Below are 18,854 nucleotides of genomic sequence, written 5' to 3' on the forward strand. Positions count from 1 at the left end.
CCTCCCGTTTGGTTTGTCTCAATTCGTTGAGCATGATCTCCGCGCAAACGCTCCGCGTTTGTCGCGAGGGAACACCGCTTCGCACTTTTCCGGATCATGCTCTATACCGCGTCGATCCCGCACCAGCTCGCGACGAAGAGGGCGTAGGCCTTGGTCACCTTCTTCAGCGAATCGAGCTGGACCCGTTCATTGAAGCCGTGCGCGTTCTCCATCCTGGCGCCGAAGCAGAATGCGGGAACACCATAATCCAGGCCATAGAAGCGCGCATCCGTCAGCGCGGTCGAGGGAAAATCCGTCAGCTTGCGCCCGAACACATGCTCGTAGACCGAGCCGAGGACCGCCTCGCTCTCCTGCACCTCGGTCGCTTCATAGCCCGGCGACAGGAAGCCGGACCAGACGATCTCTGGCGGATTGTTGGCGAGGAACGGATGGGCCCTGGCAGCCTTGGTCACGCACTCGACGATCTCGGCCTGGCAGTCGGCGATTTTCCATCCCGGCAGGATTCCGATCCGGCAATCGACGTCGCACCACGCCGGCACACTGGAGGCCCAATCGCCGCCCTTGATGATGCCGGGATTGAAGTTGAGCGGGTGATGCACCGCGCCGAAATGGCGATGCGACTTGGCACGCTCGTTCCACTCCGCCTCGAGCGCGTCGAGATGGCCGATCAGATGATAGGCGGCGCGGATAGCGTTGGAGCCAGTGCCGGCGCGCGCAACATGGACCGGGATTCCGCGAACCCTGAGGCGAAACCAGATCACGCCGACCTGGGCGCGCATCAACCGTTCCTCGGTCGGCTCCGGCAGCAGGCAGGCATCGGCGCGGTAACCTCGCTGCAACGTCGACAGCGCGCCGAGACCGGTGCTTTCCTCCTCGATCACGGATTGCAGATGGATGCGGCCCTTCGGCGCAAAGCCCGCGGCCTTCACCGCATCGAGCGCGTAGAGCGCGGCAATGGTGCCCGACTTCATATCGCCGGTGCCGCGGCCATAGAGCCAGCCGTCCTCGACCACCGGCTGGAACGGCGACCGCTCCCACATGTCGAGCGGCCCGACCGGCACCACGTCGCAATGCCCCTGAAGGATCAGCGAACGTCCCTCCTCGCGCGCCGGCCGATAGGTGCCGACGACGGTCCGCGCGCGGGAAAAATCGGTCTCGACCGGCCCGTAGCCGGGCAAGGTCTTCAGCTCGTCCTGATTGATGACCCAGTCGTCGACCTCATAGCCGCGCTCGCGCAGCAGCTTCGCGAACATGTCCTGGCACGGACCTTCCTGGCCGCGCGTGCTGGGAATCGACGAGAAGGCGATCGTGGTCGCGAGCTGCTGCTCGAAGGCGGCGTCGACAGCCGCCTCGATGCGCTCGCGCGCGCCGGCCGGAAGGGGAACTGAACGGCTGTCGGTCATGAATTGATCCTTGCTGTGGAGCGTGTATCGGCCACGGCCGCAAAGCCCGGCTGGTCGAAGAAATCGCGCCCGGGAATCGCGTCGAGCAGATCGCGAGTGTAGGCCTGGCGCGGCGCGGTGAACACTTCGGCGGTGGTGCCTTCCTCGACGATACGCCCCTTCTGCAGGACGATGACGCGGTCGGCGATCTCGGCGGCGATCCGCAAATCGTGTGTAATGAAGATCATCGCAAGCCGCATCTCCTGGCGCAGCTCGGCGAGCAGCGCCAGCACCTGGGCCTGCACCGAGACGTCCAGCGCCGACACCGCCTCGTCGGCGATCAGAACCCGCGGCTTCAGCGCCAGCGCCCGCGCGATGCAGATGCGCTGGCGCTGGCCGCCCGAGAACTCGTGCGGGTAGCGATCGGCGGCGGTCGCCGACAGGCCGACCCGCACCAGGAGCTTGTTCGCCTGGGCCATCGCCTCGGCCCGCGACGTCCCATAGGCCATCGGTCCGCGCGCGATGGCATCGCCGACCTTCTGGCGCGGATCGAGACTGGCAAACGGATCCTGGAACACGATCTGGAGCTGGCGCCGCGCCTGGCGCAACGCCTCGCCGCGCAGCTGCCGGAGATCCGCGCCGCCAAAGCGGATGGCGCCGGCGTCAGGTTCGGTAAGCCGCATGATCATGCGCCCGAGCGTCGACTTGCCGGAACCGGATTCACCGACCACCGCAAGCGTCTCGCCCTCGTGCAGCGTCAGCGAGACGCCATCAGCGGCGATCACCTCGCGTGGCGGCTGCAGCCAGCCGCGCTTGACCCGAAAGGTCTTTTGCAGGCCGATGACCTCGAGCAGCGGCTCGGGACGCAGGATGGCCTCGTGGATGTCGGCGAGGCGCGCCTTCGGAACCGCGTCGATCAGTTCGCGCGTGTAGGCGGCCTGCGGATTGCGAAGCACCTCGCTGGCCGTGCCCTGCTCGACCACCTTGCCATGGCGCAGCACCACGACGCGATCGGCAACGTCGGCGACAACGCCGAAATCATGGGTGATCAGCAGCACGCCCATGCCGCGCTCGCGCCGGAGATCGTCGATCAGGCGCAGGATCTGGCGCTGGGTCGTGACATCGAGCGCGGTGGTCGGCTCGTCTGCGATCAGGAGCGCGGGGCGGTTGGCCATCGCCATCGCGATCATCACGCGCTGGCGCTGGCCACCGGAAAGCTCAAACGGGTAGCTCTTTTCCAGCAGCTGCGGATTCGGCAGTCCGACCTGGGTCAGCAGCGTCAGCACCCGCTCGCGGAGTTCGGTCGCCGAGGGCGCAGGCCGCTGGTGCGCCAGGATCATCTCCTCGATCTGCCTGCCGACGCGCTTCAGCGGATTGAGCGAAGACAACGGCTCCTGAAAGATCATCGCGGCGTTGCCGCCGCGCAGCTTGCGGAGAGCGCGGCCGTCGAGCTTCGACGGATCCTGCCCTGCGACCGCCACGGCGCCGGACGCGATGTCGACGCCCCGCGGCAACAGCGACAGCACCGCATGCGCGATCATCGACTTGCCGGAGCCGGACTCGCCGACCAGGCAAACCACTTCGTTTGGCTTGATCTCAAAGGAGACGTTCTCGACCGCGAAGGGCCGATCACCGCCCTTGGGGAGCGCGATCGAGAGACCATCGACGGCAAGAACAGGCGCACCGGACTGCATGGCTTCGCTCATGAGCGGCGCCTCGAGACGCGCGGGTTGAGGACATCAGACAGTCCCTCGCCGAACAGGTTGATCGCCAGCACGGTGACGAGGATGGCGAGGCCGGGAAACACGCTCATCCACCACGCGTTCCGGATCACGGTGCGGCCCGCGCCGATCATGAAGCCCCACGACATCAGATTGGGATCGCCGAGCCCCATGAAGGACAGCGCGCTTTCCAGCAGGATCGCAGTGGCAACCGTCAGCGACGTCACCACCAGGATCGGCGAGATCGCGTTCGGCAGGATATGGCCGAGCACGATGCGCCAGGTGCGTGCGCCCTGGCACAGCGCGGCCTCGACGAATTCGCGGTGCCGCAGACGGAGGAATTCGGCGCGCGTGAGCCGCGCCAGCGGCGGCCAGCTCACCGCGCCGATGGTCAGGATGATCGTGAGCAGCGACGGATTGAAGGTCGCGACCAGCAGGATGGCCAGCACGAAGGCTGGAATGGTCTGGAACAATTCCGTCATCCGCATCAGCACCAGATCGACCTTGCCGCCGAAATAGCCTGAGATCGCGCCGATCACGACGCCGATCGCCATCGCCGCGAGCGCTGAGGCGATGCCGATCAGGAGCGACACGCGTGCGCCATAGGCGACGCCGGCGGCGACGTCGCGGCCGAGCGTATCGCCGCCGAGCCATAATCCGTCCTCGCCGGGCGGCGTGAACGGCGCGCCGACCATCTCCCAGGGCGAGACCGGAAACGCGATCGGCGCAACGATCGCGACGACAACAACGACGAGCAGCAGGACGAGGCCGATCATTCCGCTCGGATGACGCAGGAAGGCGCGCACCGTGTCCATCACGCCGCTCCCGTGGTCATGCGGGGATCAATCAACCGGTAGACCAGGTCGGTGAGCAGGTTGAGCGCGATCACGACGATCGAGAGGATCAGGAAGATGCCGAGCAGGACCGGATAGTCGCGCTGCAACAGTGCCTCGAAGGTCAAGCGGCCAAGGCCCGGCCAGGCAAACACCGTCTCGATCACCACAGCGCCGCCGACCAGCGCGCCGGCCTGCATGCCGGCGACGGTGACGACCGGCACCAGCGCATTGCGCAGCATGTGGCCGACCACGATGCGCGTTCCGGACAAGCCCTTGGCGCGCGCGGTCTTGATGAAATCCTGCTGCGCGACCTCGATGATCGAGGATCGCATCAGCCGCGCATAGATCGCCAGATAGATCGCCGCCAGCGACGTGACCGGCATGATCATGTGTTTCATGATGTCGAGCGCATGCTCGACCGGCGAGAGCTGGACGTTGATGGTCTCGTAACCGAACGGCGGCAACCAGCCGAGCGTCACCGAGAACACCAGCACCAGCATCAGGCCGAGCCAGAACACCGGCGTCGCGTAGAGCACGAGCGAGAGCACGGTGAACACCGTGTCGAGCACGCTGCCGGCCGCGAGCCCGGCCAGCGCGCCGAGCGCGGTGCCGATCAGGAGCGCGAGGCAAAACGCCGTGACGGACAGCAGCAGCGTCGCCGGCAGCCGTTCGAGGATCAGATCAACGACCGGACGACGCTGGCGATAGGAATAGCCGAGGTCGAGCCTGATGACGCGGCCGAGGTGGCTCACGAGCTGCACGAAATACGCCTTGTCGAGGCCATACTCCTTGCGCAGGTCGTCGAGCAGTTTTGGATCGGACGCGCCGGATTGCCCGGCCATGACCTGGGCCGGATCGCCGGGCGCGGCGCGCACCAGCACGAAATTGAACGTCGCGATGACGAGGATCACGGCGACGAGCTGGGCGATGCGGCTGACCGCCTGAAGTCCGATCGTCGCGGCGCTGCCGAGCCGGGTCACGATTTGTAGACCGACCCGAAGGTTTCGTGCGAGCCGATGCCCGTCGTCACGATGTTCTTGAACGCCTTGTCGTAGATGATGGGATATTCGATCTCGAGCGTCCAGGCCACCGGCACTTCCTCGACCAGGATCTGCTGCACCTTGCTGTAGAGCTCCTGGCGCTTGGCTTCATCGAGCGTCACCGCGGCCTCGTCGAACAGTTTGTCGACTTCGGTATTCGAATAGCCTTGCGTGTTGGAGAACAGGATGCCCTTCTTGATGTTCGACGAAATATAGGTGCGGGCGACGCCCAGCGCGGGATCGCCGAGCTGGTAGAGCAGATTCTGGGTCATCTCATAATCCCAGTTGCCGACCTTCTCGGCCCATCCGGCCATGTCGGTGCCGACAAGCACGAGATCAATGCCGACCCGCGCAAAACTCTGGCGGAAGAATTCGCCGGCCCGCTGATAGGACTCGCCATAGGGCGGCACGATATACTTGATCTCGGCGCGCTTGCCGTTGGCGCCAGGCTTCAGTCCCATGTCGTCGAGCAGGGCCTTGGCCTTGTCGACCGAAAACTCGTAGCGCTTCACGTTCGGATCGTAGAACCGCGTCTTCGACGAGATCGGTCCGGTCGCCACCTTGGCATTGCCGAAATAGACCCGCTTGCTGAACGCCTCGCGATCGATCAGGTGCATCACCGCCTGCCGGAACCGCTTGTCGTTCATCGGCGCGATGCGGTTGTTCATCTCGAGCCACTGATGCGGCGCGAAATACTCGTAGCCCCTGGTGGTGAATTCGAGGTTCTTCTGCGCCTTGAAGCGCTGGACGTCGTAGAATTCGACGTCGGACCATTGCACGAGCTGCACCGTGCCGTTCTCGAGCGCCAGCGCGCGCGAGGCCGCATCCGGAATCACGCGGTAGACGATCTCGTCGAGATAGGGCTGGTCCTTCTGATAGTAGCCATCGTGGCGGACGAGATGAACGTGCGAGCCGCGCACCCACTCCTTCAGCTTGAAGGGGCCGGTGCCGATCGCCTTGTCGTTCTCCGGGTTCTTGCGGTAGTCGGTGCCGTCATAGATGTGCTTGGGTACGATCGGTGCAGACGTGCAATCGAAGCAGCCGATGAAGGGCGCGAACGGCTGCTTCAGTTTGAACACGACGGTGAGCGGATCGGGCGCCTCCGCCGACGCCACGCGGGCGAAATTTTGCCGTGCGCGCGGATGCGTCTCCACCAGCAGCTTCATGCAGCTGAAGACCACGTCCTCCGAGGTCATCGGCTTGCCGTCGTGGAAGGTGATGCCCGGAAACAGCTTGAACGTATAGGTCAGGCCGTCGGGCGAGATCTCCCAGGACTGCGCCATGCCCGGCATCGGCTTGAGATCGGCGCCGTATTTCAGCAGGCCTTCGTAAATCTTGCCGCCGAGCGTCAAGGTCGGCTGCTGCTGGTTCAGCGCGGTCACCAACACCGGCGGCTCGGGCTGGATGATGGTGTTGAGCGTCCCACCGCGGGTCTGGCCCGCCGCCCGCGTGATGCCGAACGGGATGGCTGCACCGCAGGCCAGCATTGCCTTGGTGAATTCGCGTCTGTTCATCGGACCTCTCCGTCTCCGCGCTCTCACATTCGATTTCGGCGAATGCCGCGGGGTGAGGCATTGTTGCCAAACGCCATATCCCGCGCTACCTGAAGGGGGACAACAACCATCGCGATCGGGCCAAGTGGCCCGGAAGATGCATGAGCACCCTGCGAAAACGACGATCGATCAGGAGCTCACGACACTTGAAAGTCGCAGCGCGACGAAATGACACCACCGGCTTGCGCGTTTGCCGCAAGCAATCGGGTCCTGCAGCCGCCGCGCACTATGCCGGACAGCTGCAACAGGTCGAACGGCCGCTCGCGGCGATGGCGGCCTCCTATCCGAACGAAAGCACCAGCGCGCGGCACGCGCACCGACGCGATCAATTCATCCTGCAGACCGCGGGCGTGACCTCGATGATGACCGAGCGCGGCCATTTCGTCGTGCCGCCCGGCCACGGCCTGTGGATTCCGGCCGGCGTCGCGCACCAGTCGCGGGCATGGGGCGAGGTCGAGATCCAGACCATCTATGTCACGCCTGACCGCATCAGGAATGCTCCGGCGACATGCCGCCTGATCAAAGTCTCCGCGCTGGTCGAGGCGTTGATGGAAGAAGCGGTGCACATGCCGACCCGTTACGATCCGGAAGGGCGCGACGGCAGGTTGGTCGATTTCCTGCTCGACGAGATCGGCAGGATGCCGGAAGTGTCGCTGCATGTGCAGGTGCCGCCCGATCCGCGGCTCGCCGCGATCTGCGAAGCCGTGCTGGTCGATCCGAGTTCCGATCTTACGCTCGACGAATGGGCCGATCGCTGCCAGCTCAGCCGGCGGACGCTGACGCGTCTGTTCCGGCGCGAGACCGGCCAGAGCTTTGCGGCCTGGCGCCAGCGGGTGCGGCTGCTCGAAGCGCTGGCGCGGCTCGGCGCCGGCGAGGCCGTCACCTGCGTTGCGCTCGACGTCGGCTATGAAAGTCCGAGCGCTTTCGCCGCGATGTTCAAGCGCGAGCTCGGCGCCGCGCCGCGCCAGTATCTGCGCTGGGCCGATCCCGAAGTGGTGATGCGGTAGGCGCCCTCGCGTCACGCATCTATCGAAATGCAAAACCCCTGCGGTCAACGGGAGAGACCGCAGGGGTTTGCAGGTGGATGGCGTGAGGCCAGCAAGGCTGGGTGTCACCCCAAGGACCGGCGGCCGGATGAAAGCGGTACCGGCCTCATCATGCAAGCACGTCTTTTAGGCAGGAGTGCGTCAACATCGGCAAGCAGAGCACGCGAGAGAATTGAATCTTCCCGCGCGCGTTGCATGCAGTCCGCTCTAGTCGTTGCGGGCGACCGCGGTCAGCTTGGTCATGTTGTGCAGCATGATCCGGCCGCGTTGCAGGTCGACGATGCCGTCCTTGCGCCAGGTCTGCAGCTGCCGGTTGACGCTTTCGCGCGCGGCGCCGACGAAGATGCCGAGCTGTTCCTGCGAGATGTGCACCTCGGAACCGAAATCCTCGGCCAGCGCGCACAGCCGCCGTGCGAGGCGGACCGGCAAAGGCTGCAGCACGGATTCTTCCATCCGCTCGCTCTGCCAACGAATTCGCTGGCACAGCAATTCGATCAGCCTGACCGCAACCTTCGGCTCGCGCTCGAGGAAGCCGAGGAAATCCTGCCGCCGCAACACGAATAATTCGCTGGGCTCGCCCGCGGTCGCATCCGCGGTGCGGTCCTGACCGTCGAGCACGGCGACTTCGCCGAACAGGTCGCCGGATCCCATGAAGTTCAGTGTGAGCCGGCTGCCGTCGGAAGCACCGGTCTCGATCCGAATCTGGCCGCGGCGGACCCCAAACAGGGCATCGCCGGGATCGCCTTTCTGGAACAGCACCTCACCGGTCGCGAGTTGCTGGGTGTGGCAGAGGCCGGAAAGCCGCTGCAACTCGTCCGCACCGAGATCGGCGAACATCGGATTCATCTTCAGAATGACCGCAAATTCGGCCTGTTTGCTCATTGTACTGCCTTCCAAATCCATCCGAGCAGTCCCCTGACGCCCGGTTAGCAAAAATCACCCTCATAAGAGTGTGGGAGAGGTCACATAAGTTCATGCGGTAACGGATTATTTTTCCAGTCATTGGAGCCAGATCCCGCTTGCGGGATAAACTCGTGTGATCGGCCGTGACTTTCTGCAACGGAACCCCGCTTGCCCGGCCTGGAACAGCGACATGAGAGCACTGAAATTCGCCGGGGCCGCCATCGCTGCCGTGATCGTGATCATCGCATTGGTGGCCGTGGTCGGGATCCCGTCCTCGTTCCTCACATCGACCATCACCGATCGGGTCGAGCGCGAGACCGGCTACAAGCTCACCATCAAGGGCGGCGCCAAGATCGGCCTTTGGCCGAAGATCAATCTGACGCTGAGCGACGTCGTGCTGCAGGACCCGCGCGGACGCGACGTCAACAACCGGTTCGCGGCAAGCAGCGTCGAGGCCGAGATGACGCTGTCGAGCCTGTGGTCGGGCCGGCCCGACATCACCGACCTTTCGATCGTCAAGCCGGTGATCAACCTGCCGCTGCAGCGCGAGCGCACCCGCGACCACAATCCGCCGGCGAAATCCTCCGCGTCCGATAGCAGCGGCATCACGATCCGGCATGTCAGCGTCAGCGGCGGCACCATCGTCTTCGCCAATGTGCGCGACCGGATCGAGAGCCGGATCGAGACGCTCAATGCGGACGCGACCATCGGCGACGACCGCAAGATCGTCGTCACGGGTGACGCACACGCCGGCGACAAGCCGCTGAAATTCGAGATCCGCGCCACCGCGCCGCAAGCACCGCTGGAGCGTCAGAGCGTGCCGGCCGAATTCAGCATCGATGCGCCCGGCCTGTTGCCCGCGGCGATCAAGGCGAATGCGGAAGCGCGGCTGAACGGCACGGTGGTGATGTTCAACGGCGTCTCCGGCACGCTCGGCGACGGCGGCTTCACCGGCTGGGCCTCGGTCGATTTCGCCAGCAACAAGCCGCTGGTGAAGCTCGATCTCGACTTCCAGCACATTGCGATCGCGATGCCGCCGGGGCAGGCCGGCTCCAAGCAGCCGCTGGGTACGAATACGTGGAGCAACGCGTCGGTCGATCTTGCCGGGCTCAACTATGTCGACGCACAGGCGCGCATCTCGGCGGCGGAGCTCGTGATCGGCGACGGCCGCTTCACGCAGGCGGCAATCGATGCGTCCATCGACAGCGGCGTGCTGAAGGGCCGGTTCGCCAATCTCGGCGCCTATGAGGGCACCGCCGATGGCGACGTCACCATCGACGCGCGAGCTCCGAATCCAACCTACGCGTTACGGCTCGACCTCGCCGGCGCGCGCGCGCTGCCGGTGCTGAAGAGCCTCGCCGAGTTCGACAAGCTCGACGGCAAGATGCAGGCCAAGATCGCGCTGACCTCGCAAGGCAGCAGCGAGCGCGCCATCGTCGGCAATCTCGCCGGCACCGCCTTCGTCGTGTTCCAGGACGGCAAGATCCTCGGCCTCAACGTGGCGCAGATGATCCGGAGCCTCACCACCAGCACCTTGTCGGGCTGGCAGGAGAGCCAGGAATTGTCGACCGATCTCAGCCAGCTCTCGGCCTCGTTCAAGGTCGACAAGGGCCAGGCCGTCACCACCGACCTCAATCTGATCGGTCCGCTGGTGAAGATGACCGGGGTCGGCACCATCGACCTCAACACCCGCCAGATCGGGTTCCGCGTCGAGCCGCAGCTCGTGATGACCACCGAAGGCCAGGGCCGCGCCGGCAATCCGGTCGGCCTCGGCATCCCCGTGATGCTCGAGGGACCCTGGGTATCGCCGCGGATCTATCCGGAGATGCAGGGCATGCTCGACAATCCGCAGGCGGCCTATGCCAAGCTCAAGGAGATGGGCAAGGGCCTGTTCGGGGCGAACGGCCAGGGGCTGAGTCAGGGCATCAACGGGCTGACCAATCTGCTCAACGGCGTGCAGGGCGGCGGCGCGCAGCCCGGCAGCAGCGGCCAGGGCGGCGGCGCCGGCCAGAGCAACCCGCTCGGCGGGCAGCTTGGCGACACCATCGGCAATTTGCTGCAGCAGGGCCTTTCCACCCTCAACCAGAGCAACGCATCGCGCCCGAGCCGCGACCTGAGCCAGCCCGCGCCGCCGGCCCCCGACCAGGCCCCGCCGCCACCGCCCCCTCCGCCCGGCGAGACCGCCGAGCAGCACGACAGTCCGGCGATGAAGGACGTGCTGCGTCAGCTGTTCAATCGCTGATATTCCCGGATATCCCCCGCCGATATGAAGGGATAACCATGCGGCCCGAGCGGCCGCCCCGCCTCGCCGATCCGTGCTAAACAGCGGCGGATCATGCGGCGCACCCGATTGGGGGCCGGACGAGGCTGGATGAACGCGGCTACGGACAAGGGCAAGAACTGGTTCCTGCGCGGCGGCCTGTTCGCCAAATATGTCCTCGCGCTGGTCGGCCTCGTCGTGTTCGTGCTCGCGGTCAATGGTGCGCTCGAAACCTGGATCAGCTACCGCGGCATCAAGGGCACGCTGACGGACGCGATGAGCGAGAAGGCGAATGCGACCGCCAAGCGCATCGAGCAGGCGATCTCCGACCTCGAGCGGCAGATCTCCTGGGTGACCCGCGCCTCCTCCAACACGATCGAGCTGCGCCGCGCCGACTACGCCCAGTTGCTCGGCCAGGTGCCGGCGGTGAGCCAGCTCAGCTTGATCAGCGGCCAGGGCCGCGAGCTGTTGCGGCTGTCGCGCCAGACCACCACCGTCAACTCCAACGCCGACTTCTCCCGCGATATCAGATTCACCGAGACCATCGCCCGGGGCACCGCCTACGCGCCGGCGTATTTTCGCGACGGGCGGCCGTTCATGTCGATCGGCGAGCAGCATTCCGGCTTCAATGCCGGCGTCACCATGGCCGAGATCGACCTGCGCTTCCTCAATGATTATTTCGGCGATTCCCAGGTCGGCCGCCTCGCTCATGCCTATGTGGTCGATGGCAAGGGCCGCGTGCTGGCGAGCTCGTCGAAGGGTCCGGAGGTCGGCAAGGACCTTGCCGCGCTGCCGCAGGTCGCCGCGGTGCTGTCGCCTAGCGGCAGGCCGATCGTCTCCGGCAAGGATGTCGACGGCAACGCGGTGCTGACGACAGCAACGGCCGCGCCGAACCTCGGCTGGCACGTGTTTTATGAGCAGCCGACCGCGCAGGCGCTGTCGCCGATCCGCGACCAGCTGGTGCGCATTGCGCTTTTGATCGCGCTCGGCCTCGTGGTCGCGATCATCGCCGGCACGATCCTGGCGCGGCGCATGCTGGAGCCGATCACCGCGCTGCGCATCGGCGCGCGGCGGTTAGGGGCCGGCGACTTCGGCCATCGCATCGAGGTGAAGACATCCGATGAGCTGGAAGAGCTCGCCGGCCAGTTCAACAGCATGGCCACCCAGCTTGCCGAGACCTATTCCGACCTCGAGGCCAAGGTGAAGGAGCGCACCCGCGACCTCGCGCAATCGATCAACGAGCTGAAGGTGCTGGAGGAGGTCGGCCGCGCGGTGGCGTCCTCGCTCGACCTCAATGCGGTGCTGCCGACGGTCGGCGCCCGCGCGCTCGAGATCACCCATGCCGACGCCGTGCTGATCTATGGCTATGACGCCGCGCAACGCAGCTTTAACCTGACGCAATCGATCGGCATCGACGCTGCGACCGAAGGCCATCATCGCGCGATCGATGCGGCGAACAGCAGCCCGCTCGGCGAAGCCGCCGCGAAGGGCGAGCCGCTGGCGTTTCCCGATCTCACCGACCAGCCAAATCATCCGCTGCGCGATGTCGTGGTCGGCGCCGGCTTCCACTCCGTGCTCGTGGTGCCGCTGGTCGACCAGCAGGGCGTGCTCGGCGCGCTGGTGGTGCTGCGCAAGGCGGCCGGCGACTTCCCGTCGAGCCTGATCGGCCTGATGAAAACCTTTGCGCACCAGGCGGTGCTGGCGATGCGCAACGCGCGGCTGTTCACCGAGGTGGACCAGAAGAGCCACGCGCTGGAAGAGGCCAATGCCACCGTGCGCGAGCAGGCCGACAAGCTGCGCGAGCAGACCGAGGCGCTCAAGGACTGGAACAAGTCGCTGGAGCAGCGGGTCGAGACCCAGCTCGGCGAGCTCGAGCGCGTCCGCCGGCTCGAGCGCTTCCTGGCGCCGCAGGTTGCGCAGCTGATCGCCTCGTCGGACAATCCCGAGGGCCTGCTCGACAGCCACCGCCGCGAGGTCACCGTCGTGTTCTGCGACCTGCGCGGCTTCACCGCCTTCACCGAGGCGACCGAGCCGGAAGAGGCGATGAACGTGCTGCGCGAATATCACGCCGCGCTCGGCAAGCTGATCTTCAAGTATGAAGGCACGCTCGACAAATATGCCGGCGACGGCGTGATGATCCTGTTCAACGCGCCGATCCAGCTCGCCGACCACACCGCGCGTGCCGTGAAGATGGCGGTGGAGATGCGCGACACGGTCGGCCCGCTGACCGAGAAGTGGCGCAACCGCGGGCACAGTCTCGGCTTCGGCATCGGCATTGCGCTCGGCTATGCCACGCTCGGCCAGGTCGGCTTCGAGCAGCGGCTGGAATATGCCGCGATCGGCAGCGTCACCAACCTCGCCTCGCGCCTGTGCGGCGAGGCCAAGGCCGGCCAGATCGTGGTGAGCCGCCGCGTCTACGGCATGGTCGAGCCTTACGTCGAAGGCCGCGCCATCGACGACCTCGTGCTGAAGGGATTCAATCATCCCATCCTGGCGGCGGAGATCCTGAGCTGGAAGGGCGAGCCATCAGCGGAAGCGGCGGCGGAGTAGTCAAGACACGGCTCCCTCCCACGTCGTCCCGGCGAAAGCCGGGACGACACTGAATATGCGGCCCCGTTTCTGATTCAACTATCAAACAGCCAAGGGATAGACCCGAGGGGAGAAGCACACGCCCGCATCCTCGCGACGCGATCGCGCCCGAGTCATGCGATCAATCCAGCCTCACACAGGAGAGGGCGCAGGGAAGGCCGGGCGCCGATTGCCACGAGCCTCAAATCAACATCCAGTGAATCTGATCACCTCCGCAATCACGATCCCGCCCCCCTCCCTCCCCTGCCAGGAATAACCCGTCCCCCACCTCGCTCGCGTCATGACGGGCGCGTGCGAACGCGCGCCCGGCGACAACAAGAACAAGCAGGATGGGTTTGATGACAGGTTTGGATGGGACGCACGCGGCGGCGTCGGTGGTGGCGCTGCATTGCTCGCTGGGGTCGGGACGGCAATGGACCAAGCTTGCGGCTGCGCTCGGCGGCGATCGGTTCATGGCGCCGGATATTTCCGGCTATGGCGTTGCCGCCTGCGGGCGCGACTGGCCACAGACGCTGGATGGCGAGATTGCGCGGCTCGAGCCCTGGCTCACCAGGGCCGACGGGCCGTTCCATCTGATCGGGCATTCCTATGGCGGGGCGATCGCGTTTCGGCTGGCGACGGCAACGCCTTATGCGCAGTACATCCGCAGCCTTACGCTGATCGAGCCCGTCCTGCCTACGTTGCTCAGAGACACGCCTGCCGATGCGCGGCTGTACGACCGCTTCGCGCGGATCGCGCAGATCGTCTCAAAGGATATTGTCGATGGCGCCGTGCTGGAGGCGGTCGAGGCGTTCACCGCGTTCTGGGCCGGCTCCGGGCCGCGCGAGCAGTTCTCGCCGAGCGGGCGGCTGCGGATGATCGAGCAGGCCGACAAGCTGCCTTGCGATTTCAGCGCCGCGCTCGACCTCGACGCCGTGGCGGAAGCCGCGCGCGCCTTGAAGGTGCCGACGCTGCTGATCTCGGGCGGGCTGTCGCCCTATGTGACGCAGCGCATTGTCGCCAAACTCGCCGCGCTGATCGATGGCGCCGAGCTGCGGCATCTGCCGGGTGCCGGCCACATGCTGCCGGTGACGCATGCCGATCGGGTCAACCCGGAGATCCTGCGGCACATCTGGCGCGCCCAGGAGTTGGCGAAGCTGGAGCTGGCGAATTTGGAGCTGGCGGCGGATGCGGGGCCGGCCGAGGCAGCGCAGGCGGCTGGTTCGGCCCGGCGGCATCTGGTATTCAGGAGGCCCTCATTTTGGGAATAGTTTGCCAATGATTTTGCCTCGCACGCGCGCCCCAGCCCTTGCCGCCTCCGCACTGCTCGTGCTCGCGGCCTCTCCCGCGCTTGCCGCGGGCGAGGCCGACGCCGTGCCGAAGGGCGCGGCGGTGACGGTGCTGAAGGCCTTGAAATTCTGCTTCGGCAATATCGTCGAGGTTTCGGGCATCGTGCTGCCGCGCGATGAGCAGCAGATCCGGCCCGACCGTTTCGGCTTGAAGGTGGCGGAGGTGATGGTCGATCCCGGCGACACCGTCACCGCCGGCCAGGTGCTGGCGAAGCTGACCGATGGGGCCAACTCGGTCAACGTCACGGCGCCGGTGGCGGGCACGATCTCCGCGTCGTCGGCGATTGTAGGCAGCCCGGCCTCGGGCAAGGACGCGCTGTTCTCGATCATCGCCAAGAGCGAGTACGATCTGGTCGGCATGGTGCCGACCCGCGACATCGCCAAGCTGAAGACCGAGCAGACGGCGCAGCTCAAGGTCCTCGGCGCCGGCGATCTCGATGGCAAGGTGCGGCGGATCGCGCCGACGGTCGAGCCGAACAGCCAGCTCGGCCAGGTGTTCATCGGCATCGGCGCGAACAAGCGGCTGCTGGTGAATTCGTCCGGCCGCGCCCAGATCAAGACCGGGCAGAGCTGCGGCGTCGCGGTGCCGCTGACCGCGATCCTCTATTCCACCGCCGGCACCGTGGTGCAGGTGGTGCGCGGCGGCCGCGTCGAGACGCGGCGGGTCGAGACCGGATTGATGTCGGCCGGCCAGGTCGAGATCCGAGATGGCATCCAGGAAGGCGACATCGTCGTCGCCCGCGCCGGCGCGCTGCTGCGCGAGGGCGATCCGGTGCGGCCGGTCGGCGCCAGCGCGGATGCGAAGTAGGCGGCGCTCCATCTACAGCGTCGTCCCGGGCAAGCCAACGGGTCGGCGCAAAGCGCCGCCCGATGACAGGCTCCGCGCGACCCGGGACCCATAACCACCAATGTGAATTGTCTGAAGAGCTGTAGCCACAGTGCACTTCAACAATGCGGCCCTGTGGTTATGGGTCCCGGCTTTCGCCGGGACGACGTGGGGAAAGAGTCGGGCTCAGCCGCCGAGCTTGATGTCTTCCAGCAGCGAGGACGACACGCTCGGCACCTGCTCGCCTTCGCTGGCGCGCGAGATCGCGACGCGGGTCTTGTTGAAGGCGCTTTCGGCGCCGGCCTGGGCGTTGAGGTTGTTGAGCAGCTCGGAGACCAACACGCTGTTCGGCGCCTTGCTATCGTCGGCGACCTTGCCCGGCGTTGCCGAGCTCAGCACGATGGTGTTCTCCGGCGGGCTGATCGGGGCGAGGCCGTGCGAGAACGCGCGAAAGCGGCGCTCATAGGGATTGCGGCGCGAGGCGTCGAGCACGACGAGCTTGGCCTTGGCGCCGCGCTCCTTCATCGCATCGAGCACGGACTCGACGCTGACGCCGGTGCGCTTGACGTCGGCTTCCTTCCAGATCGTGGCATCGACCGGGATCATGTAGCTCTCGCGGCCGACCTGCACGCCGTAGCCGCCGAAGAACAGCATCACGACGGTGTCGGGGCGGATCTTGGCCTTCATGCGCTCGACCGCGCGGAACATGTCGTCCTTGGTCGCATCCTCGACCACGTCGACGTCAAAGCCCTCGCGGCGCAGCGCCGACGACAGGGTGCGGGCATCGTTGATCGGCTGGGCCAGCGGCGCCGCGGCGTCCGGATAATGGCCGTTGCCGATGATCAGCGCGAGGCGGGACGTGCCTGCCGGAATGCTGCCGGTCAGCTCGGTGGGGGCGATCTTGTCGCCACCCTTGGCGACATCGAGGGTGCGCTTGTTGAGCGCGGCATGGGCGCCAATCGCCAGCGACACCGTGCCGGCCACCGCCACGCAGACGGCGATGGTGCGGCGGGAAATGCGAAGCTGCCTAAGGTCCATAGCGTTCCTAAGTCCCAATTCTTATCCCGATGGCGCTCAAGCGAAGATCGCGCCAGTTAGTCGCGTCAAAGACGTTCAGGTTTAATGGGGTTGAGGTGTGTGTGTGCCGTTGAATTGAACTCAATTTGCGGCGCCGCAACAAACGCTCCTTTAACCCGGACGGCCGCCCGGGGCAACCCGAATTGCCGCATGCTGCCGCCCGGCAGAGGCCATTGACGCCGTTAAGATCCCGTTACGTGATCTCTGTCACATTTGTATTCTTCAGGGATTCATGTAGCTTTCCAAAGGCTTGCGGGTTTGGGGCAGAGCGACAGGAAACTCCGTCGGGCGGCGGCGTTAACCGGTTCCTCGGGAAAGGGGATTGTTTGAGCTTCTTGGGCCTTCACGAGATCGCAGGCGCGGTGTGCCGGTCGCTGACTGTCAAGAAGGACGGCCCGTCGCTGTACGATGTCTGCGACCCCGTGCTGCAGGCCTATCGCGGCGGCGATGCCCATCTCGGAAAATTCTACCGGACCGCGCTCGGCAATCCGCCGCTGCGCGCGCTGCTCCGCCGCACCGGCCTGCCCGGGCTCAACGATCCCGACCGCCTTGCCGGCCTGCGCGCGGCGCTCACCGCGGCGCGCGACGTCGCGGCGCCGGACTGGGCCGCGATCGGCACGCCCGTCGCAGCATTGATGGACGGTATCGGCGTGCGCCACCCGGCCCCGCCCGTCGCGACGGCGCCGGGCCGTCCGCCGGAGATCGCCGAGATCGACCGCGTGATCCGCCTGACCGGCGCGCATCTGCTCGGCTCGTTCGGCAGGAACGGCTTCATCCCGACCTATGCCGCCTTCAACCTGATCGGCGACCCCGACGTCGGCGGGCGCGAGCTGCTGATGGCGCTGACCGGGCTGAACGCGCGCGGCTACAAGAACTCGACCTTGCTGTTCAATCTGGCGCGGATCTTCATCGCGCATTCGCCGGCGCGCGCGCTGATCAACCCGGCCTGGCGCGGCATCGCCGAGCCGATGTGGGAGCCAGTGCAGATCCGCCACCGCTCGGCCTATTACGACGCCTTCTTCACCGAGGCGCTGCTCGGCTTCGTCGAGACCGGGCTTGCCTCGCCGGATGAAGCTGTTACCGCGCGGCGCGCGATCGCCGACATGGTGGACTTCTGCCTCAAGACCAGCGCCGAGGAGGTGCCGTCGCATGACGGCTCGACAGTGAAGGTCATCACCGCGCTGGCGCCGGGCCGGCATCCGCGCTTCTCGCGCTTCTTCGCCCAGATCAAGCAGGATCTCGGCTTCGGCATCTATGTGCCGGACTGCGACACCACGGCGTGCTCGTTCTCGGCCGCGACCCAGGCCGGCTCCGACGATCCGATCCTCAAGCAGCCGCTGCTCGACTTCTACCGCGGCTACCAGGTGCGATCGGGCGCCAACGAGCCGCGCGTCACCGTGCCGCTCAACGACAATATCGACTACGAGGGCGGCATCGTCACCTGGATCGACAATCTCGCCGGCGAGCGGCCCTATGGCAACGACCTCGATCCGACACTGAACCTCGACATCCTCGAGGTCTCGTTCCGCAACCTCGCGCGCTGGCAGATCATCGAGACGCCGCAGCTGCTGGAAACCGTGCATCGCATCATCGCCTTCCAGAAGAATCTGGTCGAAAGCGGCGCGTTTAAAAATCCGCGCTCGCACATCTATTATCTGCCCGAGCTCTATTCGGCCTATTTCGGCCGCTGCTATGCCGCCTTCGTCGCGCTGCCGCTGGCGGCGCAGCGCATCATCGATCCCGGCAACGTGTTCGCGCTGATCCGCGCCCGCGTGCTCGGCTATGTCACGCTCGAGCTGATCGCCCACGAGATGAACCCGTTCGACGCCGCGCTGGCGCTGATGGCGCTGGCGCATCTCGGCGCCGAGGTCTCGACCTTCACGCCGGCGCTGCACTGCATCGTGCAGGGCCTCGGCGAGGGCGGCCGCAAGGGGCCCTACCGGGCCTATGAGTGGAATAAGATGAAGACGCCGACCCGCATCCTGGTCGGCGGGCCGGAGGTGACCTCGGCGTTCGTGCTGATGGCGCTGGCGCTGGCGAAGCGACGAATGGCCGCGGTGTAGTTTCGTAGCCCGGATGGAGCGCAGCGTAATCCGGGGTGTTGCCCGCCGACAAAGATTCCCGGATTGCGCGGAGCTCCATCCGGGCTATGGATAAAGACCAACGCCTCGTCGATACCCGATGACGCTGCACTCTACTCATCCGGGCTGCGGGACTTCACCCTCCCCTGGAGGGGGAGGGTCGTATCGCGTCGCGCGAAGCAAGATGCGATATGGGGTGGGGTGATCTCTCA

Annotated in this window: 13 protein-coding genes; 6 read left to right on the forward strand and 7 right to left on the reverse strand. The window is 66.0% G+C overall.

What is annotated here, in order from left to right; all coding sequences use genetic code 11:
- Positions 1–101 precede the first annotated feature (101 nt).
- From ACVI1L_RS11905 to ACVI1L_RS11925, 5 genes are read right to left on the reverse strand one after another with little or no spacing between them, the layout of a single operon-like run.
- A complete protein-coding gene (locus ACVI1L_RS11905) occupies positions 102–1,403 on the reverse strand; it encodes an ArgE/DapE family deacylase (RefSeq protein WP_456782956.1) in 1,302 nt (433 codons plus the stop codon).
- The gene (locus tag ACVI1L_RS11910; RefSeq protein ID WP_456782957.1) at positions 1,400–3,088 is read right to left on the reverse strand and encodes a dipeptide ABC transporter ATP-binding protein; all 1,689 of its coding nucleotides are present in this window, start codon (positions 3,086–3,088) and stop codon (positions 1,400–1,402) included. Before ACVI1L_RS11910 ends, ACVI1L_RS11905 begins: the two co-directional genes overlap by 4 nt.
- Entirely contained in the window at positions 3,085–3,918 is an 834-nt protein-coding gene (locus ACVI1L_RS11915; protein ID WP_456782958.1) for an ABC transporter permease, read from the reverse strand. The genes ACVI1L_RS11910 and ACVI1L_RS11915 overlap by 4 nt, the downstream gene beginning before the upstream one ends.
- Positions 3,918–4,919: an ABC transporter permease gene (locus ACVI1L_RS11920; RefSeq protein ID WP_456782959.1), complete on the reverse strand. Its 1,002-nt coding sequence runs from the start codon at positions 4,917–4,919 to the stop codon at positions 3,918–3,920. The genes ACVI1L_RS11915 and ACVI1L_RS11920 overlap by 1 nt, the downstream gene beginning before the upstream one ends.
- Positions 4,916–6,493 (reverse strand): ABC transporter substrate-binding protein, encoded by a 1,578-nt coding sequence (locus ACVI1L_RS11925; RefSeq protein WP_456782960.1) that lies wholly within the window; start codon positions 6,491–6,493, stop codon positions 4,916–4,918. The genes ACVI1L_RS11920 and ACVI1L_RS11925 overlap by 4 nt, the downstream gene beginning before the upstream one ends.
- 185 nt (positions 6,494–6,678) lie before the next feature.
- Between ACVI1L_RS11925 and ACVI1L_RS11930 the strand changes: the two genes are divergently transcribed.
- Positions 6,679–7,539, forward strand: coding sequence for an AraC family transcriptional regulator (locus tag ACVI1L_RS11930; protein ID WP_028335183.1), 861 nt, complete (start codon positions 6,679–6,681; stop codon positions 7,537–7,539).
- 246 nt (positions 7,540–7,785) lie between these two features.
- On the opposite strand, the gene ACVI1L_RS11935 is transcribed toward ACVI1L_RS11930, so the two are convergent.
- Positions 7,786–8,460, reverse strand: a complete 675-nt coding sequence (locus ACVI1L_RS11935) for a Crp/Fnr family transcriptional regulator (protein ID WP_057021095.1) — start codon at positions 8,458–8,460, stop codon at positions 7,786–7,788.
- 211 nt (positions 8,461–8,671) lie between these two features.
- Here ACVI1L_RS11935 and ACVI1L_RS11940 point away from each other — a divergent pair, with 211 nt between their 5' ends.
- The 4 genes from ACVI1L_RS11940 (at position 8,672) to ACVI1L_RS11955 (ending at position 15,466) form a co-directional block, all read left to right on the forward strand.
- Entirely contained in the window at positions 8,672–10,723 is a 2,052-nt protein-coding gene (locus tag ACVI1L_RS11940; protein ID WP_456782961.1) for an AsmA family protein, read from the forward strand.
- Positions 10,724–10,852: 129 nt separating this feature from the next.
- Positions 10,853–13,291 carry an adenylate/guanylate cyclase domain-containing protein gene (locus ACVI1L_RS11945; protein ID WP_456782962.1) on the forward strand — a complete coding sequence of 813 codons (2,439 nt, stop codon included), beginning with the start codon at positions 10,853–10,855 and terminating at the stop codon, positions 13,289–13,291.
- A 377-nt stretch (positions 13,292–13,668) separates the two neighbouring features.
- Entirely contained in the window at positions 13,669–14,580 is a 912-nt protein-coding gene (locus ACVI1L_RS11950) for an alpha/beta fold hydrolase (RefSeq protein ID WP_456782963.1), read from the forward strand.
- A gap of 7 nt (positions 14,581–14,587) precedes the next feature.
- A complete protein-coding gene (locus tag ACVI1L_RS11955) occupies positions 14,588–15,466 on the forward strand; it encodes an efflux RND transporter periplasmic adaptor subunit (protein ID WP_456782964.1) in 879 nt (292 codons plus the stop codon).
- A gap of 204 nt (positions 15,467–15,670) precedes the next feature.
- On the opposite strand, the gene ACVI1L_RS11960 is transcribed toward ACVI1L_RS11955, so the two are convergent.
- The gene (locus tag ACVI1L_RS11960) at positions 15,671–16,522 is read right to left on the reverse strand and encodes a caspase family protein (protein ID WP_057021090.1); all 852 of its coding nucleotides are present in this window, start codon (positions 16,520–16,522) and stop codon (positions 15,671–15,673) included.
- A 374-nt stretch (positions 16,523–16,896) separates the two neighbouring features.
- On the opposite strand from ACVI1L_RS11960, the gene ACVI1L_RS11965 reads away from it, so the two are divergent.
- Positions 16,897–18,624, forward strand: coding sequence for a hypothetical protein (locus ACVI1L_RS11965; RefSeq protein ID WP_456785542.1), 1,728 nt, complete (start codon positions 16,897–16,899; stop codon positions 18,622–18,624).
- Positions 18,625–18,854: the final 230 nt, after the last annotated feature.

Source organism: Bradyrhizobium sp. USDA 4516 (assembly GCF_054055915.1).